The sequence below is a fragment of the Streptomyces sp. NPDC111744 genome, assembly GCF_055634995.1.
In genome coordinates, this window is sequence record NZ_JBVKCG010000025.1 from 89,128 (window position 1) to 114,353 (window position 25,226).

General features: G+C 69.9%; 19 protein-coding genes and 1 pseudogene. 8 read left to right on the top strand and 12 right to left on the bottom strand.

Annotated elements, in window-relative coordinates; genetic code table 11:
- Nucleotides 1–15: 15 nt before the first annotated feature.
- A complete protein-coding gene (locus ACZ7OO_RS36780; RefSeq protein WP_471511767.1) occupies nucleotides 16–1,233 on the bottom strand; it encodes an acetate kinase in 1,218 nt (405 codons plus the stop codon).
- Nucleotides 1,230–3,395, bottom strand: a complete 2,166-nt coding sequence (gene pta, locus ACZ7OO_RS36785) for a phosphate acetyltransferase (RefSeq protein ID WP_471511769.1) — start codon at nucleotides 3,393–3,395, stop codon at nucleotides 1,230–1,232. The genes ACZ7OO_RS36780 and pta overlap by 4 nt, the downstream gene beginning before the upstream one ends.
- Nucleotides 3,396–3,573: 178 nt before the next feature.
- On the opposite strand from pta, the gene ACZ7OO_RS36790 reads away from it, so the two are divergent.
- Complete coding sequence (locus ACZ7OO_RS36790; RefSeq protein ID WP_471511771.1) at nucleotides 3,574–4,599, top strand: ATP-dependent 6-phosphofructokinase; 1,026 nt, start codon at nucleotides 3,574–3,576, stop codon at nucleotides 4,597–4,599.
- A 22-nt stretch (nucleotides 4,600–4,621) separates the two neighbouring features.
- On the opposite strand, the gene ACZ7OO_RS36795 is transcribed toward ACZ7OO_RS36790, so the two are convergent.
- The 4 genes from ACZ7OO_RS36795 to ACZ7OO_RS36810 all read right to left on the bottom strand — a co-directional run bounded on the left by ACZ7OO_RS36795 (nucleotide 4,622) and on the right by ACZ7OO_RS36810 (nucleotide 8,545).
- Nucleotides 4,622–5,338, bottom strand: coding sequence for an XRE family transcriptional regulator (locus ACZ7OO_RS36795; RefSeq protein WP_471511773.1), 717 nt, complete (start codon nucleotides 5,336–5,338; stop codon nucleotides 4,622–4,624).
- Between the two features lie 142 nt (nucleotides 5,339–5,480).
- A complete protein-coding gene (locus ACZ7OO_RS36800) occupies nucleotides 5,481–6,311 on the bottom strand; it encodes a carbohydrate ABC transporter permease (RefSeq protein WP_471511775.1) in 831 nt (276 codons plus the stop codon).
- Between the two features lie 9 nt (nucleotides 6,312–6,320).
- Nucleotides 6,321–7,181, bottom strand: coding sequence for a carbohydrate ABC transporter permease (locus ACZ7OO_RS36805; RefSeq protein ID WP_352224649.1), 861 nt, complete (start codon nucleotides 7,179–7,181; stop codon nucleotides 6,321–6,323).
- Nucleotides 7,178–8,545: an extracellular solute-binding protein gene (locus ACZ7OO_RS36810; RefSeq protein ID WP_471511778.1), complete on the bottom strand. Its 1,368-nt coding sequence runs from the start codon at nucleotides 8,543–8,545 to the stop codon at nucleotides 7,178–7,180. Before ACZ7OO_RS36810 ends, ACZ7OO_RS36805 begins: the two co-directional genes overlap by 4 nt.
- Before the next feature lie 145 nt (nucleotides 8,546–8,690).
- Between ACZ7OO_RS36810 and ACZ7OO_RS36815 the strand changes: the two are divergent.
- Nucleotides 8,691–8,837 (top strand): annotated as a pseudogene (locus tag ACZ7OO_RS36815) (PPOX class F420-dependent oxidoreductase); the annotation flags it as partial.
- A gap of 395 nt (nucleotides 8,838–9,232) precedes the next feature.
- Here the strand turns inward: ACZ7OO_RS36815 and ACZ7OO_RS36820 are convergent.
- Entirely contained in the window at nucleotides 9,233–9,919 is a 687-nt protein-coding gene (locus ACZ7OO_RS36820) for a response regulator (RefSeq protein ID WP_471511780.1), read from the bottom strand.
- Nucleotides 9,919–11,547 (bottom strand): sensor histidine kinase, encoded by a 1,629-nt coding sequence (locus ACZ7OO_RS36825; RefSeq protein ID WP_471511782.1) that lies wholly within the window; start codon nucleotides 11,545–11,547, stop codon nucleotides 9,919–9,921. The genes ACZ7OO_RS36820 and ACZ7OO_RS36825 overlap by 1 nt, the downstream gene beginning before the upstream one ends.
- 121 nt (nucleotides 11,548–11,668) lie before the next feature.
- On the opposite strand from ACZ7OO_RS36825, the gene ACZ7OO_RS36830 reads away from it, so the two are divergent.
- Complete coding sequence (locus tag ACZ7OO_RS36830) at nucleotides 11,669–13,078, top strand: cation:dicarboxylate symporter family transporter (protein ID WP_471511806.1); 1,410 nt, start codon at nucleotides 11,669–11,671, stop codon at nucleotides 13,076–13,078.
- A gap of 239 nt (nucleotides 13,079–13,317) precedes the next feature.
- Here ACZ7OO_RS36830 and ACZ7OO_RS36835 read toward each other — a convergent pair whose 3' ends face one another.
- Entirely contained in the window at nucleotides 13,318–13,926 is a 609-nt protein-coding gene (locus ACZ7OO_RS36835; protein ID WP_471511784.1) for a TetR/AcrR family transcriptional regulator, read from the bottom strand.
- A gap of 183 nt (nucleotides 13,927–14,109) precedes the next feature.
- Here ACZ7OO_RS36835 and ACZ7OO_RS36840 point away from each other — a divergent pair, with 183 nt between their 5' ends.
- The 5 genes from ACZ7OO_RS36840 (at nucleotide 14,110) to ACZ7OO_RS36860 (ending at nucleotide 19,849) form a co-directional block, all read left to right on the top strand.
- Nucleotides 14,110–15,783 carry an MFS transporter gene (locus tag ACZ7OO_RS36840; RefSeq protein WP_471511786.1) on the top strand — a complete coding sequence of 558 codons (1,674 nt, stop codon included), beginning with the start codon at nucleotides 14,110–14,112 and terminating at the stop codon, nucleotides 15,781–15,783.
- A gap of 92 nt (nucleotides 15,784–15,875) precedes the next feature.
- Complete coding sequence (locus ACZ7OO_RS36845) at nucleotides 15,876–16,649, top strand: DUF2127 domain-containing protein (protein ID WP_471511788.1); 774 nt, start codon at nucleotides 15,876–15,878, stop codon at nucleotides 16,647–16,649.
- A 29-nt stretch (nucleotides 16,650–16,678) separates the two neighbouring features.
- A complete protein-coding gene (locus ACZ7OO_RS36850) occupies nucleotides 16,679–17,107 on the top strand; it encodes a MerR family transcriptional regulator (RefSeq protein ID WP_471511790.1) in 429 nt (142 codons plus the stop codon).
- A complete protein-coding gene (locus ACZ7OO_RS36855; protein ID WP_471511792.1) occupies nucleotides 17,104–17,436 on the top strand; it encodes a thioredoxin family protein in 333 nt (110 codons plus the stop codon). The genes ACZ7OO_RS36850 and ACZ7OO_RS36855 overlap by 4 nt, the downstream gene beginning before the upstream one ends.
- A 130-nt stretch (nucleotides 17,437–17,566) precedes the next feature.
- Complete coding sequence (locus ACZ7OO_RS36860) at nucleotides 17,567–19,849, top strand: HelD family protein (RefSeq protein ID WP_471511808.1); 2,283 nt, start codon at nucleotides 17,567–17,569, stop codon at nucleotides 19,847–19,849.
- 23 nt (nucleotides 19,850–19,872) lie between these two features.
- Here the strand turns inward: ACZ7OO_RS36860 and glgB are convergent, their stop codons facing one another.
- The 3 genes from glgB to treS all read right to left on the bottom strand — a co-directional run.
- Nucleotides 19,873–22,059 (bottom strand): 1,4-alpha-glucan branching enzyme, encoded by a 2,187-nt coding sequence (gene glgB / locus ACZ7OO_RS36865; RefSeq protein ID WP_471511794.1) that lies wholly within the window; start codon nucleotides 22,057–22,059, stop codon nucleotides 19,873–19,875.
- A gap of 17 nt (nucleotides 22,060–22,076) precedes the next feature.
- Nucleotides 22,077–23,450: a maltokinase N-terminal cap-like domain-containing protein gene (locus ACZ7OO_RS36870; protein WP_471511796.1), complete on the bottom strand. Its 1,374-nt coding sequence runs from the start codon at nucleotides 23,448–23,450 to the stop codon at nucleotides 22,077–22,079.
- A gap of 103 nt (nucleotides 23,451–23,553) precedes the next feature.
- Nucleotides 23,554–25,226, bottom strand: a 1,673-nt coding sequence (treS, locus tag ACZ7OO_RS36875; protein WP_471511798.1) for a maltose alpha-D-glucosyltransferase, incomplete at its 5' end; no start/stop codon positions are given.

A 25,226-nucleotide genomic window follows, 5' to 3' on the forward strand; every position in this document is an offset into this window, starting at 1 on the left:
TGGGCGCCGATATGCTCAGCTGTTATTTCTGGCGGAGCCGACCAGCGCGTACGTCTGGGTGGCGATCTCCAGTTCCTCATCCGTCGGCACCACGGCGACGGCGACGCGCGCATCCGCCGGTGATATCAGCCGCGGCTCGTCCGCCCGTACGGCGTTCAGCCCCGGCTCGACGGCCAGCCCCAGCCCCTCGAGCCCGGCAACGGCCGCCTCCCGCACGGGCGCCGCGTTCTCGCCGACCCCCGCCGTGAACGCCACGGCGTCCACCCGGCCGAGCACCGCGTAGTAGGCGCCGATGTACTTCTTCAGACGGTGAATGTAGATGTCGAAGGCGAGCTTCGCCTGTTCGTCGCCCTCGTCGATCCGCCGCCGGATCTCCCGCATGTCGTTGTCACCGCACAGTCCGAACAGACCGCTCCTCTTGTTGAGAAGAGTGTCGATCTCATCCATGGACATTCCGCCAACACGCGCCAAATGGAAAATGACGGCGGGATCCAGATCACCGGAACGCGTGCCCATCACCAGCCCCTCCAAAGGCGTCAGACCCATGGAGGTGTCCACGCACCGGCCGCCCTCGACCGCCGAGGCGGACGCCCCGTTGCCGAGATGCAGCACGATGACGTTCACCTCTTCAGGTGTCTTTCCCAGCAGCCTCGCGGTCGCCCGGGAGACATAGGCGTGTGAGGTGCCGTGGAAGCCGTAGCGGCGGATGCGGTGCCGGTCGGCGATCTTCGGGTCGATCGCGTAGCGGGCCGCCGACTCCGGCATGGCCGTGTGGAACGCCGTGTCGAAGACGGCGACCTGCGGCAGATCCGGGCGCAGCGCCTGCGCGGTACGGATGCCGGTCAGGTTGGCCGGGTTGTGCAGCGGGGCGACCGGGATCAGCCGCTCGATCTCGGTGAGCACCTCGTCGTCGATCACGGTCGGCTCGGTGAAGAACATCCCGCCGTGCACCACCCGGTGCCCGATCGCCGCCAGCTCCGGGGAGTCGAGCCCCAGCCCGTCCCCGGACAACTCTTCCGCCACGGCCTTCAGAGCGGCCTCGTGGTCGGCGATCGGCCCGGTGTGCTCACGGGTCTCGCCGGTGGCGAGGCAGCTGTGGCTGAGCCGCGAGGTCTGCTCGCCGATCCGCTCGACGAGACCCACCGCCAGCCGACTGCTGTCCCGCATGTCCAGCAGCTGGTACTTCACCGAGGAGGAGCCGGAGTTGAGGACGAGGACACGGGTGGGACTCACTGGGCGGACGCCTTCTCGTTGGAGGGATCGTAGGAGGAATCGAGGGTCTGGGCCTGGATCGCCGTGATGGCGACGGTCGTGACGATGTCCTGGACGAGGGCGCCCCTGGACAGGTCGTTGACGGGCTTGCGCAGCCCCTGGAGCACCGGTCCGACGGCGATCGCGCCGGCCGACCGCTGCACGGCCTTGTAGGTGTTGTTGCCGGTGTTGAGATCCGGGAAGATCAGCACGCTGGCCTGTCCGGCGACCTCGGAGCCCGGCAGCTTGGTCGCCGCGACGCTCGGCTCGACGGCCGCGTCGTACTGGATCGGCCCCTCGATCTTCAGGTCGGGCCTGCGTGAGCGCGCCAGCTCGGTCGCCTCCCGCACCTTGTCGACGTCCGCCCCCGAACCCGACGTACCCGTGGAGTACGACAGCATCGCGATCCGCGGCTCCACCCCGAACTGGGCGGCGGTCGCGGCCGACTGGATGGCGATGTCGGCGAGCTGCTCGGCGTCGGGGTCCGGGTTGACCGCGCAGTCGCCGTAGACCAGCACCTTGTCGGCGAGGCACATGAAGAACACGGACGAGACGATGGAGGACTCCGGCTTCGCTCTCCCGTCGCCCGCCACCGCCCTATCCGACGCGCTTTGCGCGGCCCCCCTTGTTCTTATGATCTCGAAGGCCGGCCGGATGGTCGCCGCCGTGGAGTGCACGGACCCGGAGACCATGCCGTCCGCCAGCCCCTCCTGGACCATCAGGGTGCCGAAGTAGTTGACGTCGCTGACCACGTCGTACGCCAGCTCCACCGTCACGCCCTTGTGGGCGCGGAGCAGGGCGTACTGCTCGGCGAAGGTGTCGCGCAGTTCGGAGGTGGCCGGGTCGATCAGCTGGGCGTCGCCGAGGTCGATACCGAGGTCGGCGGCCTTCTTGCGGATCTGGTCGACCGGGCCGAGCAGGGTCAGATCGCAGACGCCCCGGCGCAGCAGCACCTCGGCCGCGTGCAGCACCCGCGTCTCGGTGCCCTCCGGCAGGACGACCCGCCGTTTGTCCTTACGCGCCTGTTCGAGCAGCTTGTGCTCGAACATCATCGGGGTGAGCCGGCCGCTGCTCGGTGCCGAGACCCGCTTGTTGAGGCCGGCGGTGTCGACATACCGCTCGAACAGACCGAGCGCGGTCTCCGCCTTGCGCGGGGTGGCCGCGTTCAGCTTGCCCTCCAGGGAGAACAGCTGGGCGGCGGTCGGGAAGCTGTTGCCCGGCACCGAGAGGACCGGGGTGCCCGGGGCGAGCCGGGCGGCGAGGGTGAGGATCTCGTCGGTCGGCCGCTCGTTGAGGGTGAGCAGCACGCCGGCTATCGGCGGCGTGCCGGCGCTGTGCGCGGCCAGCGAGCCGACGACCAGGTCGGCGCGGTCGCCGGGGGTCACCACCAGGCAGCCGGGGGTCAGGGCGTTCAGGAAGTTCGGCAGCATCGCACCGCCGAAGACGAAGTCCAGCGCGTCCCGGGCGAGGCCCGAGTCGTCGCCGAGCAGCACCTTGGCGCCGAGCGCGTGGGTGATCTGGGCGACCGTCGGCGCGGACAGCGCGGGCTCGTCCGGCAGCACGTACGTCGGCACCGGCAGCCGGTTGGTGATCCGGTCGGCTATCTCGTCGCGGTCCTCGCGGGCGACCCGGTTGGCGACCATGGCCAGTACGTCACAGCCGAGACCGTCGTACGCCCGGAACGCGTTCCGGGTCTCCGCGAGCACCGACTCGGCGCTCTGGTCGCGGCCGCCGACCACCGGGATCACGGAGGCGCCGAACTCGTTGGCGAGCCGGGCGTTGAGGGACAGCTCGTCAGGGAACTGGGTGTCGGCGAAGTCGGTGCCGAGGACGAGGACGACGTCGTAGGCGCGGGCGACCAGGTGGAAGCGGTCGACGAGGGTGGAGACCAGTTCGTCGGCGCCCTGCTCCGCCTGGAGGGCGGACGCCTCGTGGTAGTCCATGCCGTAGACGGTCCCCGGGTCCTGGGAGAGGCGGTACCGCGCACGCAGCAGCTCGAACAGCCGGTCGGGGCCGTCGTGGACGAGGGGGCGGAAGACGCCGACCCGGTCGACCTGCCGGGTCAGGAGCTCCATCATCCCCAGCTCCACGACCTGGCGTCCGTCGCCGCGGTCGATCCCGGTCACGTACACGCTGCGCGTCACGTGTGCACCCCGTTCCGTCTTCGCCGTGTCATAAAAATCGCCCACCGAGGTGAGCAGAACCCTCTTGACAGTACCCCCGGCGCCGGATAAGGCGCCCGTCAGGACTTCACCCGCCCGCCCGGCATGAAACAATCGGATCGGCTCACCGGTAACGACAGCGAGCAGGAGACACACCACCATGCGCATCGGAGTTCTCACCGCAGGCGGCGACTGCCCCGGCCTGAACGCCGTCATCCGATCGGTGGTACACCGGGCAGTCGCACAGTACGGCGACGAGGTCATCGGTTTCGAGGACGGCTTCCGGGGTCTGCTCGACGGCCACTACCGCTCCCTCGACCTGGACGCCGTCAGCGGCATCCTCGCCCGCGGCGGCACGATCCTGGGCTCGTCGCGCCTGGAGCGGGACCGGCTGCGCGAAGCGTGCGAGCGGGCCACCGACATGGTCGAGGAGTTCGGCATCGACGCGCTGATCCCGATCGGCGGCGAGGGCACGCTGACGGCGGCGCGGATGCTGTCCGACGCCGGCCTGCCGGTCGTGGGCGTCCCGAAGACCATCGACAACGACATCTCCTCGACCGACCGCACGTTCGGCTTCGACACGGCGGTGGGCGTCGCCACGGAGGCGATGGACCGGCTGAAGACCACCGCCGAGTCCCACCAGCGGGTGATGGTCGTCGAGGTCATGGGCCGGCACGCCGGGTGGATCGCCCTGGAGTCCGGGATGGCGGCCGGTGCGCACGGCATCTGCCTCCCCGAGCGGCCCTTCGACCCGGCCGACCTGGTCAAGATGGTCGAGGAGCGGTTCGCCCGCGGCAAGAAGTTCGCCGTGGTGTGCGTGGCCGAGGGAGCGCATCCCGCCGAGGGCTCGATGGACTACGGCAAGGGCGCGATCGACCAGTACGGCCACGAGCGCTTCCAGGGCATCGGTACGGCCCTGGCGTACGAGCTGGAGCGACGGCTCGGCAAGGAGGCCAAGCCGGTCATCCTCGGGCACATCCAGCGGGGCGGCACGCCGACGGCGTACGACCGTGTCCTCGCGACGCGGTTCGGGTGGCACGCCGTGGAGGCGGCGCACCAGGGCGAGTTCGGCAAGATGACGGCGCTGCGGGGGACGGACATCCTGATGGTGCCGCTGGCCGAGGCGGTGACCGAGTTGAAGACGGTTCCCAAGGACCGGATGGACGAGGCGGAATCGGTGTTCTAGGGGGCGCGTCCGGCCGGGGCGATCAGGAAGCACCCTCCTCCACCCCGTTCCAGAACCGGGGCACTATCCCGGTCAGGAAGTCCTCGCCCCGCTCCTTGGCGTCCTCCGCCGTCGTGCTCGTGTTGCCCCAGGCCAGGGTGGCCGTCATCTGGCCCTGGTAGTCCTCGTGCAACCCCCGCAGGACGTTCTCGACCACCCGTCTGTCCAGGGGGACCACCTTGGTCACCGGGCGGACATAGCCCTGCCAGCGGGTGGTGACCGCGCTGCGCAGCAGTTCGGCCAGTTTCTCCTCGCGGCCGGTGACGGTGATGTAGTCCGGCAGGGAGAGCCTGAGCAGGTCGGCGAGGGCGGCGGACTGGCGTTCCGTGCCCTGCCACTGCTCGTCCTCCTCCATGGCCAGGTAGACGAGGAGTTCGAGACCCACGGCCATCGCCACGTCCTCGGGTGCCAGCCCGCGGGCGACGCGGTGCTCGCGCAGGGTCCGCGGCCGGCCGATCAGTTCGCCCGGGGAGCACCACAACACGCCCGAGAGCGCGGTGAGTTCGGGACTGCTGGGGACAAGTGCCCCGCGCTCCCAGGCGAGGACGAGATCGGGGGTGGCGTACGGCAGCCCGTACGAGGCGCGCAGATGGTGGGCCACGTGCTCGGGGCCCATACCGAGAGCGGCACGGAGTCTGCGGGCGGCGGGGGCGTTGAAGGGGGGACCTGGCTGGTTCGGCAGAGCTGGGGGTCGGCGCACAGCGCACAAGGTAAGGGCACGCGAGGGCAGTGACTACGGTCTGTTCGGCCAGGAACACGGATTGTGCGAACGTACGGATTCGACCGTACGGCCGACCTGTGCGTCCCTTGACGGCGTCGCCGCACTCCTTGACGACCCCGCCTCACCCCTTGACGGCGCCGCCCAGCGCGAACCCGCCGCCCAGCCGCCGCGCCACCAGGACGTACAGCAGGATCACCGGCGTCGAGTAGATGACGGAGAACGCGGCGAGCTGGCCGTAGGCGACCATGCCACGGTTGCCGAAGAAGTCGTTGATGCTGACCGAGGCGGGCATCTGGTCCGGCGAGAGCAGCAGCATGAAGGGGACGAAGAAGTTGCCCCACATCATCACGAAGGCGAAGACGGTGACGACGGCGAGCCCCGGCCCCATCAGCGGCAGCACGATCCGGACCAGCGACTGGAACGAACCGGCGCCGTCCGTCCAGGCGGCCTCCTCCAGCTCCTTCGGTACGCCGTCCATGAAGTTCTTCATCAGCCAGATGGCGAAGGGGAGCTGGGAGGCGGCGAAGAACAGGATGGTGCCCTGCAGGGTGTCGATGAGGTTGATCCGTACGAACAGCGCGTACACCGGCACCATGATCGCGGTGATCGGCAGGCTGGTCGCGAAGAGGACGGAGAGCAGGAACGGCCGGTTGAGCCGGGAGCGGTAGCGGGAGAGCGGGTAGGCGGCGAGGGCGGCGCAGACGACGGTGAGCGCGGTGGCGCCGCCGCAGAGGATCAGGCTGTTGAGGAGCGGGGTGTAGGTGATGTCGGGGGTGAGGATCGCGTCGAAGTTGGCGAAGGTGAACCCGTCCGGGATCCTCACCCGGAGATCGGCGTGCGGATCGACGGCGGAGAGCAGCACCCAGGCGAGCGGCAGCACGAAGGCGGCGGCCACGACGAGGAGTCCGAGGTCGGCGGCGAGGCGGCGGGAGCGCCGGCGATTGCGAGGCATCAGTCTTGTTCACACCTCCGTACGCAACAACCGCATATAGACGACCGAGAAGAGCGAGCCGACCAGGAGAAGGAGCAGGGCGACCGCCGTCCCGTACCCGATCATGCTGTTCTGGAAGGCCTGTTCGTACATGAAGAGGGGCAGGGTCTGGCTCTTGTCACCGGGCCCGCCCCGGGTCATCACCCAGATCAGCCCGAAGACGGAGAGCGTCTGAAGGGTGTTGAGCATCAGGTTCGTCCCGATGGACCGGCGGATCATCGGCAGCGTGATGTGCCACATCCGGCGCCAGCCCCCGGCGCCGTCGACCTCCGCCGACTCCTCGATCTCGTTGGGTATCTCGTCGAGGGCGGCGGAGTAGACGAGCATCGAGAAGGCGGTGCCCCGCCACACGTTGGCGAACGACACGGCCAGGATCGGCAGTGTGAACAGCCAGTTCTGGGACGGGAGATGGAGGAAGTCGAGGATGGCGTTGAGGGTGCCCTCCCGCCGGAAGAAGGCGTACAGCAGAAACCCGGCGACGACCTCCGGCAGCACCCACGCCGTGATCACGATCCCGCCGGTGAGCGTCCGCACCGGCTTCGACGCCCGCCGCATCAGTGCGGCGAGCGCCAGCCCCAGCGTGTTCTGCCCGACGAGCGCGGACAGCACGGTGAAGACGAGGGTCAGCCAGACGGCGTTCAGGAAGGCGTCGTCCCCGAACGCCGTACGGAAGTTGGCGAAACCGACGAAGGAGGAGTGCGCCTGGCCGGTGAGCTGGAGGTCGGTGAAGGCGATGTAGGCGCAGTAGACGATGGGCCCGCCGAGGAAGAGGAGGATCAGGACCAGGGCGGGGGTGAGCGGGAGAGTGCGGGCGATGCGACGGGTGATCACCGGGTGACCACTTGGTTGTCGGTGACGTCCTTGAGCGTCGAGTCGTAGGTACTCGCCGCCTTGTCGACCGACGCGTCACCGGTGGTCACGCTCTCCATGGCGTCCTGGATGGCGGTGGAGACCTTCGGGTAGGCCGTGTAGGCGGGCCGGTAGTGCGTACTGGCGACGAGATCGGTGAAGAACTTGATGCCTGGCTGAGCGGACGTGTACGACGGGTCACTCGCGACGTCCTTCCGCACCGAGATCCCCGAGTTGGCGATGTACCACTTCTCCGCGTTCGCCTTGGTCTGCATGGTCCTGATGAAGTCGAAGGCGAGGTCGGGGTTGCCGGCCTTGGCGGGGACGGCCCAGGTCCAGCCGCCGGACATGCTCACCCTGCCGGGCGCCTGGCCGTGCTGGGTCGGCATGTAGGCGAGACCGAGTTGCTTGGACCAGTCGGACCACTCGTGACCGCTGCCCTTGAGCCAGTTCTGCGGAAGCCAGGACCCGTCGAGGTTGATGCCCAGCTTGCCCTGGGGCATGAGTTCACCCCACACGGTGTTCCGGTAGTTGGGGTCCAGAGCGTCGGAGACGTCCGGCCCCAGCTTGTCCTTGTACACGGTCCCGACGAAGGACAACGCGTCCCTGAACCCCTGACTCCCGGCGATCCACTTCTTGCTCGTCTTGTCGTAGAGCGGGTCACCGGTCCCGTCGTTGGTGCCGTACAGCAGCATCTCGAAGCCCTGCATGCTGGCGGTCTCACCGGCGGCCTTGCCGGTGTAGACGTTGAGGGGCGTGACGCCGGGCACCTTGGCCTTGATGGTCCGGGCGGCGGCGAGCACGTCGTCCCAGCTTTTGGGCTGCCAGTCGGTGGGCAGCCCGGCCTTCTTGAACACCCGCTTGTCGAACCAGAGGCCGCGGGTGTCGGTGCCGTCCGGGACGCCGTACGTCTTCCCGTCCTCCCCTCTGGCCGCCGACTTCGCGGTGTCGATGAACTGCCCCCAGTCCTTCCACTTGGCGAGGTAGGAGTCGAGGGGCTTCAGATAGCCGCTGGTGATGTCGGAGTTGATGAGGAAGGTGTCCTCGTAGACGAGGTCGGGAGCGGTTCGCGGGGACCTCAGCATCTGCTGGAGCTTGGTGTAGTAGTCCGCGTCCGAGGCCTTGATGGGAACGAGCTCCACCTTCTTCCCCGGGTACTCCTTCTCGAACTGCTTCTTGATGTCCGCGAGATACGTGTCCGTCACCTTGACGGAGTTGTCCATGGACTGCTTGAAGGAGACCTTCACGGTGTCGGGACTGCTCCCGGATCCGCTGCTGCACGCGGTGAGTGAAGCAGCGGCGGTGACAAGAGCGAGGGCAACGATGCTGACGGCGGTGGGGCGCACGGGCACGACCTCCTCGGGGCGCACTGCGCTGTGGCCTGGGGGTTCGTCTCTCTTGCCGTGTGAAGGTAAGTGGAGTGGTCTAGTCAGGTCAATGAGTGTGCGGGGGTTTGCTGGGGGAGGGAGGAGGCGAGGATCCCCCATGTATTCGGCGATCGGCCGCGTGAAGGAGGAGAACCTGCGGCGCAACCCCGGCGTCTCGCTCTCGCATCACGACCCCGACAACCCCTACGAACGGGTCGAGATCCCGGGGCGGGTGGTGCGGTTCGCGTCGACAGTCCAGGGCAGCGCGGCAACGAGCTGGTTCACCGACCTGCTGAACCGGGTGTCTCGGTCCAGGGCACCATGTGCGGGACGAGTTGGGGCCCCGGATCGCTCAATTGGCCTCCGGTGAAGGCGATTTCACGACCTTCGGCTGGGCGGCCCATCACCGGACCGACGTCCGGCTGCGGACCCGCAGGACGATTCAGGCCGTGATCGATCTGACGGCGTTCTGCGCGGTGCCGCTCACGGCGCCGGTGGTGTTCTGGGCGGGTGGGGACGGTGGTGGGTTGCTGGTCGGGCTGTCGGTGGTGGAGGCGCCTGCGGTGGTCGGGCTCGGGGCGGTCCTGGCCGAGGACGCGGTGGCGATGCCGAACGGCTGCTCCCCGGAGCCGCCAAGCCCTCACCTGGGCCGCCCAACCCGCCCCCCTAGCGCCCCCGCCCCCACCGGTAAACCAACTCCGGCCTCCCCACCTGCCCGTACAACGGGCTCCGCCCCGCTCGCCCCGCCTCCACCAGGTGTTCCAGATACCGTCGCGCCGTGATCCGGGAAATCCCCACGCTCTCCGCCAGCGCCGCCGCGGTCAGTCCCTCCTCCGCCTCCCGCAACGCGACCGTCACCCGCTCCAGCGTCGGTGCGCTCAACCCCTTCGGGAGCGCCGCAGGGGACGACGGCGCCCGGAGTGCGGCCAGCGCCCGGTCCACCTCGTCCTGGCCGCTCGCCTCGCCCGCCGCCGCACGGAACTCCGCGTACCGGGTCAGCCGGTCCCGGAGCGTCGCGAAGGTGAACGGCTTCAGCACGTACTGCACGACCCCCAGCGAGACCCCCTCCCGCACCACCGTCAGATCCCGTGCCGACGTCACCGCTATGACGTCCGCCTGATGTCCCGCCGCCCGCAGCGACCGCGCGAACTGCAAGCCGTGCACGTCCGGCAGGTGCAGGTCCAGCAGGAGCAGATCCACCGCCGTACGGTCCAGGATGCGCCGCGCCTCCGCACCGCTGTGCGCCTTCCCCACCGCCACGAACCCCGGCACCCGCCCCACGTACATCACATGCGCGTCCGCGGCCACCGGATCGTCCTCGACCACCAGCACTCTGATCGGTTCCCCGGCCATCACACCTCACCCCCCACCACAGACGCCCGCAAGGGCAACCGCACCTCGAACACCGCCCCGCCCTCCGGCGCCTCCGTCACGGTCAGAGTGCCCTCAAGCCGTACGACCACCTGTCGGACGAGCGCCAGACCGAGCCCCCGCCCGGCCGGCCCCGCCGGCTTCGTCGTGAAGCCGCGCTGGAAGACCAGTTCCGCATGTGCGGGGTCCACCCCCGCCCCCGTGTCCGCCACCCTCATCACCAGCTCGGCATCGTGATCGTCCGCGTACGCGGTGACCGTCACCCGCGCCCGGACCGTCCCCTGGGCCGCGTCCACCGCGTTGTCGATCAGGTTGCCGAGGACGGTGACCAGATCGCGCGCCGACAGGCTCTCCGGTAGCAAACCGTCATCCAGCCGGCTCTCGTCCGAGACCACCAGCTCGACACCCCGCTCGTTCGCCTGGGCCGTCTTGCCCAGCAGCAGTGCGGCAAGCACCGGTTCGCTGACCGCCGCCACCACCTGGTCGGTCAGCGCCTGCGCCAGCTCCAGTTCCGCCGTCGCGAAGTCCACCGCCTCCTCCGCCCGGCCCAGCTCGATCAGGGAGACGACGGTGTGGAGGCGGTTCGCCGCCTCGTGCGCCTGGGACCGCAGCGCCTGTGTGAAGCCCCGCTCCGAGTCCAACTCGCCCGTAAGGGCCTGTAGTTCGGTGACGTCGCGGAGGGTGACCACCGTGCCGCGGCGCTCGCCGCCCGACACCGGCGAGGTGTTCACCACCAGCACCCGGTCCGCGGTCAGATGTACCTCGTCCACCCGGAGTTCCGAGGCCAGCAGCGCGCCCGTCAGCGGTGCCGGCAGGCCCAGCTCGGCCACCGAGCGGCCCACGACCTCCCCCTCCGGGCCCACCCCCAGCAGTTCCCGGCCGCCGTCGTTGATCAGCGCCACCCGGAACTGGCCGTCCAGCATCAGCAGGCCCTCGCGGACCGCGTGCAGCGCCGCCTGGTGGTAGTCGTGCATCCGGCTCAGCTCCGAGGCGTTCATGCCGTGCGTGTGACGTCGGAGCCGCGCGTTGATCACATACGTGCCGATCGCGCCCAGCGCCAGCGCGCCCGCCGCCACCCCCAGCAGCGCCGTCACCTGTTCCTGGACCCGCTGGCTGATCGCCTCCACCTTGATGCCGGCGCTCACCAGACCGATCACCCGGCCGTTGTCCAGGATCGGTGTCACCGTGCGCACCGACGGGCCGAGGGTGCCCTTGTAGGTCTCGCTGAAGGTGTGGCCGTGCCGGGCCGCCTCGATATGGCCCAGGTAGTGCCTGCCGATCTCGTTCTTGTCGGGGTGGGTCCAGCGGATGCCGTCCGGGGTCATGATCGTGATGAAGTCGACCTCGGTGTCATGCATGACCTGGAGGGCGTACGGCTGCAGGAGGGTGCTCGGCTCGGACGTGTGGATCGCCGTACGGACCGAGGGGGCGTCGGCGACCGACCGTGCCACCGCCGCCGCCTGCCGGGTCGCCGCCTCCTCCGCCTGGTGGCGGTCGCTGACGTAGGTGAAGAGCGCGTATCCGGCGACCAGCACCGCTATCAGCACCGCCTGCACGGCGAACAGCTGGCCGGCCAGGCTGCGGGGGCGGGAGACGGTCGGGAAGCGCATGTCAGCAGTGTGCCTCTCGGGTTAACGATGAACTAAATGAACGGAAGGGTGACCGGCCTCACAGACCAGGAGATAGTCACGGCAACCCCCATATCCCCCGGACGTGAGCCGCACGCCGGTGATGCCGACGAAGACGTCAAGGAGGGCAGCCGTGGCCGCCGCAAGCACCCCCAGTACGGCACCTGCCGCACCCGCCGTGAAGCGGGACCGTACCCATTACCTGTACATCGCCGTGATCGTCGCGGTCGCGCTGGGCATCGCCGTGGGCCTCATCTGGCCCGACGCCGGAGTCGAGCTCAAGCCGCTGGGCACCGGCTTCGTCAACCTGATCAAGATGATGATCTCGCCGATCATCTTCTGCACGATCGTGCTCGGGATCGGGTCCGTCCGGAAGGCCGCCAAGGTCGGGGCCGTGGGCGGTATCGCGCTCGGCTACTTCCTGGTGATGTCGCTGGTCGCGCTCACCATCGGGCTGGTCGTCGGCAACATCCTGCACCCCGGTGACGGGCTGCACATCACCAACGCCCTCAAGGCCTCCGGACACGCCCAGGTGGACTCCGAGGCGCTCGGCGGCGTCGACTTCGTGCTGTCGATCATTCCGACCACCTTCGTCTCCGCCTTCACCGGGGGACAGGTGCTGCAGACGCTGCTGATCGCGCTGCTCGCCGGGTTCGCGTTGCAGGCCATGGGATCGGCCGGGCAGCCGGTGCTGCGGGGCATCGAGCACATCCAGCGGCTCGTCTTCCGCATCCTGGGCATGATCATGTGGGCCGCGCCGATCGGTGCGTTCGGTGCCATCGCGGCCGTCGTCGGGTCCGCCGGGCTCGACGCGCTCAAGAGCCTCGCCGTGCTGATGCTCGGCTTCTACATCACCTGTGTGCTGTTCGTCTTCGTGGTGCTGGGCGCGATGCTCCGGGCCATCGCCGGGCTGAACATCTTCTCCCTCTTCAAATACCTCGCCCGCGAGTTCCTGCTGATCCTGTCCACCTCCTCCTCCGAGTCCGCACTGCCGCGGCTCATCGCGAAGATGGAGCACCTGGGGGTCAGCAAGCCGGTCGTCGGCATCACCGTTCCGACGGGGTACTCCTTCAACCTCGACGGCACGATGATCTACATGACCATGGCGTCGCTGTACATCGCCGACGCCCTCGGTACGCCGATGTCGATCGGTGAGCAGATCCCGCTGCTGCTCTTCCTGCTGCTGGCCTCGAAGGGTGCGGCGGGCGTCAGCGGCGCCGGTCTGGCCACGCTGGCCGGCGGTCTGCAGTCGCACAAGCCCGCGCTGGTGGACGGCGTCGGCCTGATCGTCGGCATCGACCGGTTCATGAGCGAGGCCCGCGCGCTGACGAACTTCGCGGGCAACGCGGTCGCCACGGTGCTGATCGGCACCTGGACCAAGGAGATCGACAAGGGCCGCGTGCAGCAGGTGCTCGCCGGTGAGCTGCCGTTCGACGAGAAGACGCTGCTGGACGACGGGGAGCCGACGGTGACCGAGCTGCCCGAGCAGCGGGAGGAGCTGGCGAAGGCCTAGCCGTCCGGCGGGTTGCCGTGCATGCGCGGACGCCGGTCGTGGGTGGCTGGTCACGCCCACGCGGCGGAGCCGCACATCGACACGGCCCGCGCCCCTTACGGGGCGCTGCCCCCCGGCGTCCATGAAGCCGCCGGACGTCCGGCTCGGCCTGAACCCGGGCCGGCCGTCCGGTCATCGCCCTCCGGGCGGCTGAGAACTCCCCCCTCTTCGCTCAGCCGCCCGGGGCAGGCCCAAAGGGACTACTCGCTCAACTCGGCCACCAGCTCCGTGGCCCTGGAGGCGGGCACGCCCGCCGCCGTCAGTGCGCTGACCGCGGCCGAGCGGCCCGCCTCCTTCGCGTCCAGCAGCCCGTCGTTCACCGCCTCCATCACTGCGAACAGCAGCTGCTCGTGGACGTACGCGAGCGCCGGCGCAGGCAGCGGTGAGCTGAAGTCGCCCTCGTCGAGGCCGCGTTGCAGCACCTCCACCTTCTTCTCGCGCAGGGGCGTCAGGCGGTCGCGGATGCCCTGCATGGTGACCGTGCGCTGGGCGAGGCCGATCAGCAGCCGGTAGCGGTCGGCGATCTCCCAGATGGCCAGCATCGACCGGGCCACCGACTCCGCCGGGTCCGCCGTCTCCCGGCGGGCCTCCGCGTCGGCGGCGGCCAGCGCCTCCACCGCGCCGTCGACCAGCGTGCCGATCAGCGCCTCACGGCTCGGGAAATGGCCGTACACGGTCCGTCGTACGACCCCTGCCGCGCGTGCGATCTGGTCCATCGAGGCGTCGGGGTCGCGCAGCAGCTCGGCGAGGGCGACGTCGAGGATGCGGCGCCGATTCACGTCGGCGCGGGAGGTGCTACCCGTGGTCATGCTGCCATTGTGCCCGCCCCGCGGCCCGGCTCACCGTCCTTCCGCAAGGGCTTCACCTCCTTCATTTGCACAGTGGTGTGCAGATCCCTTACATTGCACATGGTTGTGCAATTGCACTCCGATGTGCAAGTCCACTCGTGCGCATCAGACCGCATCGGACGCGTGAGGAAGGCGATCCCTGCCATGCGACTCGTCATGAAGGAACCGGTCGAGACGATGGAGCGGCCGTATCCGCGCCGCTGGTGGGCACTGCTCGTGCTCTGCCTGAGCCTGCTGGTCATCGTGATGGCCAACACCGCCCTCACGGTGGCCGCGCCAGACATGACCACCGACCTGGGGCTCAGCAGCGCCGACCTGCAGTGGGTCATCGACGGCTACACCGTCCCGTACGCCGCCCTGATGCTGCTGCTCGGCGCGATCGGCGACAAGTACAGCCGCCGTGGAGCGCTCATCCTGGGCCTGGTCGTGTTCGGGGGCGGGGCCGTCTTCGGATATCTCGCCGACAGCGCTACGACCGTGATCGCGGCCCGTGCCGTGATGGGCACCGGCGCCGCGCTGATCATGCCCGCCACCCTCTCCCTGCTCGCCGCCACCTTCCCGCGCCATGAGCGGGCGAAGGCCATCACCCTGTGGACCGCCACCGCCGGGCTCGCCATCGCCGCCGGGCCGGTGGTCGCCGGCGCCCTGCTGCGCGACCACGGCTGGTCCTCGACCTTCCTCATCAACGTGCCGATCGCGGCCGTCGCGATCGTCGGCGCCCTCGTCCTCGTACCGCCGTCCAGGGCCGGTCACCACGACCGCATCGACTACGTCGGCGGACTCCTCTCCGTGGTCTGGGTCGGCTCGCTGGTCTACATGATCATCGAAGGGCCGCACTTCGGCTGGGGCGTCAAGGCGGTCACCGCGGCCGTGGTCGCGGGCGCCGGTCTCGTCGCCTTCGTCCTCTGGGAGCTGCGCCACCCGCACCCGGTCCTGGACGTCCGCCGGTTCGCCCAGCGCCGTTTCGCCGGGTCCAACCTCGCCGTCGCCCTGTTCTTCCTGGCCGTCTTCGGCGCCTTCTACTACCTGACCCAGCACCTCCAGTTCGTCCTCGGCTACGACGCCCTCGGCACCGGCGTGCGGATGCTCCCGCTGGCCGGCGCGGTCTTCGCCGGCTCGGCCCTGACCGGCTGGCTCACCCCGCGCGTCGGCATGAAGTGGACGGTGACGGCCGGAATGGTCGGCGGTACCACCGCCCTGGCCCTGCTGACGCGGGTGGACGCCTCCTCCGCGTACGGCGACTTCGTCGCGCCCCTGATCATCCTCGGCCTGGCCATCGGCCTCGCCCTCTCGCCCTGCACGGACGCGATCATGGGAGCCTTCCCGGAGTCCGAACTGGGCGTCGGCGGCGCCGTCAACGACACCTCGCTGGAGCTCGGCGGCTCACTCGGCATCGCCATCCTCGGCTCGCTGCTCGCCACCTCGTACGGCAACCACCTCACGGACGCCACCAGCGGCAGCAAGCTGCCCGCGAGCGCACTCGCCACCGCACAGGACTCGGTCGGCGCCGGCTACGCGGTCGCCCAGGGCATCGGCGAGAAGGCCCGGCAGACGGCCGCCCGGGCCGCGCAGGCCACCGACCCTCAGCAGGCGGCCCAGTTGAAGGCACAGGCACAGCAGCTGGCACAGGGCGCCCGGCAGATGACGGACGCCGTCGGCTCCTCCTTCGCCGACGCCGTGGCCCACACCAGCCTGGTCGGCGCGGTGATCCTGGGCATCGGGACCGTGCTCGTGGCGGTACTGCTCCCCGGGCGCAAGAATGCGGAAGCGGATGCTCCGGCCGACGAGCCGGAGCTGGCGGACAGCGGCGCGCGCTGACCCCTCACCACCACTTGTCAGCCGTATCCACTAACGTGCCGCTCCGGGCCAACCGCAAACGGCACGTCGGCACTGGCATGGAGGCACGGGGGATGAAGATGGACTGGGATCGGCGGCACTGCGCGCGCAAGGGGCATGTGACCTATGCCCCAGACGACCCGCGGCTGCGGGTGCGGCTGCACGCCCAGACCGCGGTCGGCGACGCGTGGCGCTGTCTGCGCTGCGGCGACTTCGCGCTCGGTGAGCCGCACGGCTCGGGACCGGCGGCGGACGCCCCGCTGGTGCCGCGGGGGAAGGTGCTGCGGGATCTGTTCATCCTGCGTTTCCTGGCGGTCGAGCGGGCCGTGCGCGGAGTGTTCATCGTGCTGGTCGCGGTAGCGGTGTGGAAGTTCAGCAACAGCCAGGACGCGGTGCGCCGGCTCTTCAACGAGTACCTGGACACCTTGCGGCCGGTCTTCAAGCACTTCCACTACGACCTCGACCATTCACCGGTCGTCGGCTCCATACAGAAGGCATTCGGCTACAAGCACTCCACACTGCTGCTGGTGGCCGCGCTGCTGCTGGCGTACGCGCTGATCGAACTCGTCGAGGCGGTCGGACTCTGGTACGCCAAGCGGTGGGCGGAATACCTGACGGTGGTCGCCACCGCCGCCTTCCTGCCGCTGGAGATCTACGAACTCACCGAGAAGGTCAGCTATCTGAAGATCGCCACTCTGGTGCTGAACATCATCGCGGTGCTCTACATCGCCCTCGCCAAGCGGCTGTTCGGGCTGCGCGGCGGGCGCCGGGCTTTCGACGAGGAGCGGCACAGCGCCTCCCTGATGGAGGTCGAGGAGTCCGCGGGGGTGCAGCCGAGCTTGTCTTGACGTCGGCGTCAAGTCCTACCGTCGTAGACATGCGAATCGGCGAGCTGGCCGCACGGGCCGGGACCACCACGCGCACCCTGCGGTACTACGAGGCGCGCGGGCTGCTGCCCGCGCGGCGTTCCGGGAACGGCCACCGGACGTACGACGAGAGCGATCTGAAGCTGCTCACGCAGATCCGGACCCTCCAGGACTTCGGGTTCGAGCTGGAGGAGACCCGGCCGTTCGTGGAGTGTCTGCGGGCCGGGCACCCGGAGGGCGACACCTGTCCGGCGTCGCTCGCGGTCTACCGGCGCAAGCTGGCGGAGCTGGACTCGCTCATCGGTGAGTTGCAGGCCGTGCGGGCCGAGGTCGGGGCCCAGCTGGTGCGGGCCGAGCGGGCGCGGGACGAGCTGGCCGCCGAGGCGCGGGTTCCGGGTGGTCCTGAACCGGTGTGCGAGCTGGGAGGGGATGTCGAATGACCAAGGCGACGGGTGTGGCCGAGGTGACGGACGCGGACTTCGCGGCGGAGGTGATCGGGGCTCAGGGGCCGGTGCTGGTGGAGTTCACCGCCGACTGGTGCCCGCCGTGCCGGCAGATGGCGCCGGTGCTCACGGCCCTCGCGGCGGAGGAGGGCGAGCGGCTGAAGGTGGTCCAGCTGGACGTGGACCACAACCCGGAGACGACGAACGCCTACAAGGTGCTGTCGATGCCGACGTTCATGGTGTTCCAGGACGGTGAGCCGGTGAAGTCGATGGTGGGCGCCCGGCCCAAGCGGCGGCTCCTTGAGGAGCTGTCCGACGTGCTCTGAGCCCACCCCGACACAAGGAATCCCCCGAGCAATTGCACTCGGGGGATTTCTTTGCGTATATTCAAGAGTTCGTGACTTCAAGTCGATGCGAAATCGGCCCGATCGCGAAGAAGCTCAGTGGGCACAGTATATCCGGGCGGGAGCGGAATTGTCAAACACCGAATTTCCGGACGATGAATTGCGGCACGAGCAGGAATTCATCGACGGACTGTACGCACGGGTGGACGCGCTGCGCGGCGCCACCGAGGACTCGGTCGCGGACGCACTCGCCCTCGGCGACAAGCCGATGCAGGCCCGTCTGGAACGGGACATCCTGGTCGCCGAGCGCTCCGGGCTGCTCGCCGCGCTGAACGCCGTGGACGGCTCCCTCTGCTTCGGCCGGATCGACCTGGCCTCCGGTACGAAGCACCACATCGGACGGATCGGACTGCGCCGGGACGACGCCGAGCGCACCCCGTTCCTCATCGACTGGCGTGCCGAGGTCGCCCGCCCCTTCTACCTGGCCACCGGCCACACCCCGATGGGCCTGCGCCGCCGCCGGCACATCGCCACCGACGGCCGCAGGGTCGCCGCTCTGCACGACGAGATCCTCGACCTCGGCGACCAGGAGCGCACCGGCCACGAGGACCCCTCCGGCGACGCGGTGCTGCTCGCCGCCCTCAACTCGGCCCGCACCGGCCGGATGAACGACATCGTGCAGACCATCCAGGCCGAGCAGGACGAGATCATCCGCGCGCCGCACCGCGGGATCCTGGTCGTCGAGGGCGGACCGGGGACGGGCAAGACCGCCGTCGCGCTGCACCGGGCCGCCTATCTCCTCTACGAACACCGCGAACTGCTCGCCAAGCGGGCCGTGCTCATCGTCGGCCCCAACCCCGCCTTCCTCGGCTACATCGGGGAGGTGCTGCCCTCGCTCGGCGAGACGGGCGTGCTGCTGGCCACGGTCGGCGAGCTGTACCCCGGGGTGAAGGCCACGGCGGCCGACACCCCCGAGGCGGCCGCCGTGAAGGGCCGCGCCGACATGGCCGACGTGCTCGCCGCCGCCGTACGCGACCGGCAGGCGCTGCCCGACCCGGTGCTCACCATCGAGCACGACCGCGAGGTGCTGATGCTCGACGACGGCCTGGTGAACATGGCCCGCGAGCGCACCCGGGCCGCCGGGCTCCCGCACAACGTGGCCCGCGAGCACTTCGAGGGCCACATCCTGAACACGCTCACCGAGCTGTACGCCGAGCGGGTGGGCACCGACCCCTTCGACGGCAGCAGCCTGCTGGACGCCTCCGACATCACCCAGATCCGCGACGAACTCGCCGAGAACCCCGAAGTCTGGTCCGCCGTCGACCAGCTGTGGCCGCGGCTGACCCCGCAGCGCCTGGTCGCCGACTTCCTCGCCGCCCCCGAGGGGTATCTCGGCGCCGAGGACGCGGCCGCCGTCCGCCGCCCGGTCACCCGGTTCTGGACGGTCTCGGACGTCCCCCTCCTCGACGAGGCGGCCGAACTGCTGGGCGTCGACGAGCGCGTCGCCCGGGCCCGCGCCGAGCGCGAGCGCGAGACCCAGATCGCCTACGCACAGGGCGTCCTCGACGTCTCCTACGCCTCCCGGACCTACGAGTTCGACGACAAGGAGGACAGCGATCCCGATGCCTCGGAGGTCCTGTCCGCGCACCACATCATCGACGCCGAACGCTTCGCCGAGCGCCAGGAGGAAGAGGACTTCCGCAGCGCGGCCGAACGCGCGGCCGCAGACCGCACCTGGGCCTTCGGGCACATCATCGTCGACGAGGCGCAGGAACTGTCGCCGATGGCCTGGCGGCTGCTGATGCGGCGCAGCCCCACCCGCTCCATGACCCTGGTCGGAGACCCGGCCCAGACCGCGGAGGCGGCGGGCGTGGGCTCCTGGTCGAAGATCCTCGAACCGTACGTCGAGGACCGCTGGGACCACACCCGCCTCGGCGTCAACTACCGCACCCCGTCCGAGATCATGGACCTCGCCGCGGCCGTGGTCCGCGCCGGGAACCCGGCCTTCGAGCCCCCGAGCTCGGTTCGCTCGACGGGCGTACGGCCATGGATCCGGCAGGCCCACGACGACCTCCCCGGCGCCGTGGAGAAGGCGGTGGCCGAACTCGCCCCCGCCGAAGGCCGCCTGGCGGTGATCGCCCCACGCGACCTCCACCGCGCCCTCGCCACCCGCCTCGACGGCGTCACGGCCGGCGCCGAACCCGACCTGACGCAGACGGTCGTCCTTCTCGACCCGCGCCAGGCCAAGGGCCTGGAGTTCGACTCGGTCCTGGTGGTGGAACCGGGCCGTTACGGCACCAGCGACCTGTACGTGGCCCTGACCCGCGCCACCCAGCGGCTGGGGGTGCTGCACACCGGCCCACTGCCGAAGGGACTCACCGACCTGGATTCATGAGGGGTCGCCCGACGTGGCGGAACCTACGCCGGCCGCAGCCACACCGTGGCCAGCGGGGGCAGGGTCAGCCGGATGCTCGCCGGGCGGCCGTGGCAGGGCTGGTGCTCCGGCTTGACCGGGTCGGGGTTGGTGATGCCGCTGCCGCCGTAGTCCGCCGCGTCCGTGTTGAGGGTCTCGTGCCAGGCGGGGATCTCGTCGGGGACGCCCAGGCGGTAGTCGTGGCGGACCACGGGGGCGAGGTTGGAGACCGCGAGGAGCGGGGTGCCGTCGGCGTCGTACCTGAGGAACGCGAAGACGTTGTCCTCGGCCGCGTCGCCCACGATCCACTGGAAACCGGCGGGGGAGGTGTCCCGCTGCCAGAGGGCCGGGGTGGCGCGGTAGACGGTGTTGAGGTCGCGGACCAGGTCGCGGACACCCCGGTGGTCGGCCTCGGCGCCGTACTCCGGGTCGAGCAGCCACCAGTCCGGGCCATGCGCCTCCGACCACTCAGCGCCCTGGGCGAACTCCTGGCCCATGAAGAGGAGCTGCTTGCCCGGGTGGGCCCACATGAAGCCCAGATAGCCGCGGAGGTTGGCGCGCTGCTGCCACCAGTCGCCGGGCATCTTCGAGACCAGCGAGCGCTTGCCGTGCACGACCTCGTCGTGGGAGATGGGCAGGACGTAGTTCTCGCTGTACGCGTACACCATCGAGAACGTCATCTCGTGGTGGTGGTAATTGCGGTGGACCGGCTCGTGGGACATGTACTCCAGCGAGTCGTGCATCCAGCCCATGTTCCACTTCAGGCCGAAGCCGAGACCGCCGGTGTCGGTGGGGCGCGTCACGCCCTCCCAGGCCGTCGACTCCTCGGCGATGGTCACCACGCCTGGCACCCGGCGGTAGACCGTCGCGTTCATCTCCTGGAGGAACGCCACCGCGTCCAGGTTCTCCCGGCCGCCGTGCTCGTTCGGCGTCCACTGGCCAGGCTCGCGCGAATAGTCCAGGTAGAGCATCGAGGCGACCGCGTCGACCCGCAGCCCGTCGATGTGGAACTCCTCGCACCAGTACAGGGCGTTCGCCACCAGGAAGTTGCGCACCTCCCGCCGGCCGAAGTCGAACTCCAGGGTGCCCCAGTCGGGGTGGGCGGCCCGCAGCGGGTCCGAGTGCTCGTACAGCGGCCGCCCGTCGAACTCCGCCAGCGCCCAGTCGTCCCGCGGGAAGTGCGCCGGCACCCAGTCCATCAGCACCCCGATGCCGGCCCGGTGCAGGGCGTCGACCAGGTACTTGAAGTCGTCGGGGGTGCCGAGCCGGGCCGTCGGCGCGTAGAAGCCGGTGACCTGGTAGCCCCAGGAGCCGCCGAAGGGGTGCTCGGCGACCGGCATCAGCTCGACATGAGTGAAGCCCAGGTCACTGACGTAGCGCGGGAGTTGCTCGGCCAGTTCGCGGTAGGTCAGGCCGGGGCGCCAGGACGGCAGGTGCACCTCGTAGACCGAGAAGGGGGCCTCGTGCACCGGCGTGTCGGCCCGGTGGGTCATCCACTCCTCGTCGGTCCACTCGTGGCGGGACGCGTGCACGATCGACGACGTGCTGGGCGGGACCTCGGTACGACGGGCCAGCGGGTCGGCGCGCAGGGTGCGGGAGCCGTCAGGCCGGGTGATGTCGAACTTGTACAGCTCGCCCGCGCCGACGCCCGGCACGAACAGCTCCCAGATCCCCGAGGAGCCCAGCGAGCGCATCGGGTACCCGGCGCCGTCCCAGAAGTTGAAACCGCCGGCCAGCCGCACCCCCCGCGCGTTCGGCGCCCACACAGAGAAACGGGTGCCGGACACACCCTGGTGGGTCATGGGGTGCGCGCCGAGCGCCTCCCACAGCCGCTCGTGCCGGCCCTCGCCGAGCAGATGCAGGTCCAGCTCGCCCAGGGTGGGCAGGAAGCGGTAAGCGTCCTCGGTCTCCTGGACCGTCCCGTCGTACTCCACCAGCAGCCGGTAGACCGGCACGTCGGACAGGGGGAGCAGGACGGAGAAGAAGCCGTCGCCGTCATCGTGCAGTTCGGTCCGCAGATCCCGGCCGGCGACGACCGTCACCGCGCGGGCGTACGGGCGGAACACCCGGACGGCGACCCCGCCGTCCGGGACCGGATGCGCGCCCAGGACGGAGTGCGGGTCGTGGTGCGTGCCGTGCAGCAGCCGCGCACGGTCGTCGGCGGCTACGGATACGGACGTCTTGGAGGTCACGGACGGGTCTCCCGGGATCAGGTCGAGTCGGAGGTGGCGAGTCGGTGTACGGCCGACAGGGGCACGGGAAGCCAGTCGGGGCGGTGCCGGGCCTCGTAGACGACCTCGTAGACGGCCTTGTCGGTCTCGTAGGCCCGCAGCAGCACGGGGTCGGTGCGTGGGTCGACGCCGGTGATCTCGGCGTATCCGGCGCAGTAGGCCGACCGGCACAGCCGCGCCCAGTCGCGGGCCGGCGGGGTCGTCGAGTGGGCCGCGTAGTCGAAGGAGCGCAGCATGCCGGCGATGTCCCGCACCGGCGGCTGCGGCATCCGGCGCTCGGCCAGCGGGCGGGCCGGCTCCCCCTCGAAGTCGATCAGCGACCACTCCCCGGACGGTGAGCGCAGGCACTGTCCCAGATGCAGGTCGCCGTGCACCCGCTGGGCGGTCCAGGTGCGGCCCTCGGCGGCCAGGCCGGCCAGCGCCTCGTAGGCCGAGTGCAACCCGTCCTCGTACGGCCGCAGCGCCGGTACCGCCTGGGCGGCCGCCTCCAGCCGCTCGGTCATGCCCGCGACCATCGACTCCAGCTGGCTGTGTCCGAGGGTGACGGTAGGCAGCGCCCGGGCCAGCGCGGTGTGCACCTCGGCGGTGGCCCGCCCCAGCGCCCGCGCGTCCGCCGCGAAGTCCTCGCCCTTGGCCAGCTCCCGCAGGGCCAGTTCCCAGCCGTCGGTCGCGCCGCGTACGAAGGGCTGCAGGACGGCCAGGACGTACGACTCCCCGGCCAGCTCCGCCCGCAGCCACGCCGTCGGCGCGGGAACCCGGGCGCAGCCCTCGCGGGCCAGGGCCAGGGGTATCTCCAGGTCGGGGTTGACGCCGGGCACGACGCGTCGCAGCAACTTCAGAATGAACGTATCTCCGTAGACGACCGAGGAATTGGACTGCTCGGCGGTCAGCAGCCGGGCCACAAGCCCGTCGCGTATCTCCTGGCCGGGGTCGTTCTCGAAGAACAGCCCGCCGATGCGGGCCTGGGTGCGCAGGGCCTCCAGGACCACCTCGGCGGGCCGGGGGTCGTACAGGGCGTCGTACACCGTCCGTCCGGCCAGCGGGCCGTCGGGCAGGTGCCCGATCAGCGCGGGCGCGAGCCGGGGCGGCAGCGCCTCGCGCACGCCTATGAGGAGCTGGTAGCAGTCGCCGGCCTCGGCGGGGGCGGGTGGCTGCTCGGCGCGGACCAGCAGATGGTGCAGGCCCAGCCTGCCGTCCGAGGGCAGGAGTTCCGTCTCGGCCACCGTGGCGAAGCCGGTGACCGGGCGACCCTTGCCGGCGAACCAGCGCTGCCGGGGCAGCCATTCGCGCAGGAGAGGGTCGAGCGAGGTGAGAAGAGGGGGCGTCGTGGAGGGGGTGACCGTGTCCGCCATCGCGGTACGTCCTTTCCCCGGTCGTCGGGGGCGTCAGTATTGCGTGCCCCGGGCGGGCCGGAGGAAACCGCCGCCGCCCGGGGTGGACTATGCCGTGTTCCGGTTACCCGTCCGCGCGCAGGCGGAACCAGTAGAAGCCGTGCCCCGCCAGGGTCAGCAGATACGGCAGCTCGCCGACGGCCGGGAACCGCACCCCGCCGAACAGCTCCACCGGATGCCGCCCGTTGAACTGCCTGAGGTCCAGCTCGGTGGGCTGGGCGAAGCGGGAGAAGTTGTGCACGCACAGGACCAGGTCGTCCTCGTACTCCCGCAGGAACGCGATCACCGCCGGGTTCGACGACTGGAGTTCGGTGTAGGACCCCAGTCCGAAGGCAGGATTCTGCTTGCGGATCTCGATCATCCGGCGCGTCCAGTGCAGCAGCGAGGACGGCGAGGACATCGACGCCTCGACGTTGGTGACCTGGTAGCCGTAGACCGGGTCCATGATGGTCGGCAGATACAGGCGGCCGGGGTCGCAGGAGGAGAAGCCGGCGTTGCGGTCCGGCGTCCACTGCATGGGGGTGCGGACGGCGTCGCGGTCGCCGAGCCAGATGTTGTCGCCCATGCCGATCTCGTCACCGTAGTAGAGGATCGGCGAGCCGGGGAGCGAGAGCAGCAGGGCGGTGAACAGCTCGATCTGGTTGCGGTCGTTGTCCAGGAGCGTGGCCAGCCGCCTGCGGATGCCGATGTTGGCGCGCATCCGCGGGTCCTTCGCGTATTCGGCCCACATGTAGTCGCGTTCCTCGTCGGTGACCATTTCGAGGGTCAGCTCGTCGTGGTTGCGCAGGAAGATGCCCCACTGGCAGCCGGACGGAATGGCCGGCGTCTTGGCGAGGATCTCCGAGACGGGGTAACGGGACTCCCGGCGCACCGCCATGAAGATCCGCGGCATCACGGGGAAGTGGAACGCCATGTGGCATTCGTCGCCGCCGCTGCGGTAGTCGCCGAAGTAGTCGACGACGTCCTCGGGCCACTGGTTCGCCTCCGCCAGCAGCACGGTGTCCGGATACTGGGTGTCGATCTCCTTGCGTACCCGCTTCAGGAAGTCGTGGGTCGCGGGCAGGTTCTCGCAGTTGGTGCCCTCGCGCTGGTAGAGATACGGCACCGCGTCCAGACGGAAGCCGTCGATGCCCAGGTCGAGCCAGAACTTCAGCGCGGAGAGGATCTCCTCCTGGACGGCCGGGTTCTCGTAGTTGAGGTCCGGCTGGTGGGAGAAGAAGCGGTGCCAGAAGTACTGCTTGCGGACCGGGTCGTAGGTCCAGTTGGAGGCCTCGGTGTCGACGAAGATGATCCGCGCGTCCTGGTACTGCTTGTCGTCGTCCGCCCAGACGTAGTAGTCGCCGTACGGGCCGTCCGGGTCCTTGCGCGACTCCTGGAACCACGGGTGCTGGTCGCTGGTGTGGTTCATGACGAAGTCGATGATCACGCGCATGCCGCGCTGGTGGGCGGCGTCGACGAAGTCCACGAAGTCGGCGAGGTCACCGAATTCGGGGAGTACGGCGGTGTAGTCGGAGACGTCGTAACCGCCGTCCCGCAGGGGGGACTTGAAGAAGGGCGGCAGCCAGAGGCAGTCGACGCCGAGCCACTGCAGGTAGTCGAGTTTCGCGGTCAGACCCTTGAGGTCGCCGATGCCGTCACCGTTGCTGTCCTGGAAGGAACGGACGAGGACCTCGTAGAAGACGGCGCGTTTGAACCAGTCCGGGTCCCGGTCCTTTGCGGGAGTGTCCTCGAAGGTGT

Coding starts and splice junctions, on each gene's coding strand:
- ACZ7OO_RS36790 (WP_471511771.1), top strand. CDS start 3,574: ATGCGCATCGGAGTTCTCACCGCAGGCGGCGACTGCCCCGGCCTGAAC.
- ACZ7OO_RS36800 (WP_471511775.1), bottom strand. CDS start 6,311: ATGCCTCGCAATCGCCGGCGCTCCCGCCGCCTCGCCGCCGACCTCGGA.
- ACZ7OO_RS36820 (WP_471511780.1), bottom strand. CDS start 9,919: ATGGCCGGGGAACCGATCAGAGTGCTGGTGGTCGAGGACGATCCGGTG.
- ACZ7OO_RS36825 (WP_471511782.1), bottom strand. CDS start 11,547: ATGCGCTTCCCGACCGTCTCCCGCCCCCGCAGCCTGGCCGGCCAGCTG.
- ACZ7OO_RS36830 (WP_471511806.1), top strand. CDS start 11,669: ATGCCGACGAAGACGTCAAGGAGGGCAGCCGTGGCCGCCGCAAGCACC.
- ACZ7OO_RS36835 (WP_471511784.1), bottom strand. CDS start 13,926: ATGACCACGGGTAGCACCTCCCGCGCCGACGTGAATCGGCGCCGCATC.
- ACZ7OO_RS36840 (WP_471511786.1), top strand. CDS start 14,110: ATGCGACTCGTCATGAAGGAACCGGTCGAGACGATGGAGCGGCCGTAT.
- ACZ7OO_RS36845 (WP_471511788.1), top strand. CDS start 15,876: ATGAAGATGGACTGGGATCGGCGGCACTGCGCGCGCAAGGGGCATGTG.
- ACZ7OO_RS36850 (WP_471511790.1), top strand. CDS start 16,679: ATGCGAATCGGCGAGCTGGCCGCACGGGCCGGGACCACCACGCGCACC.
- ACZ7OO_RS36855 (WP_471511792.1), top strand. CDS start 17,104: ATGACCAAGGCGACGGGTGTGGCCGAGGTGACGGACGCGGACTTCGCG.
- ACZ7OO_RS36870 (WP_471511796.1), bottom strand. CDS start 23,450: ATGGCGGACACGGTCACCCCCTCCACGACGCCCCCTCTTCTCACCTCG.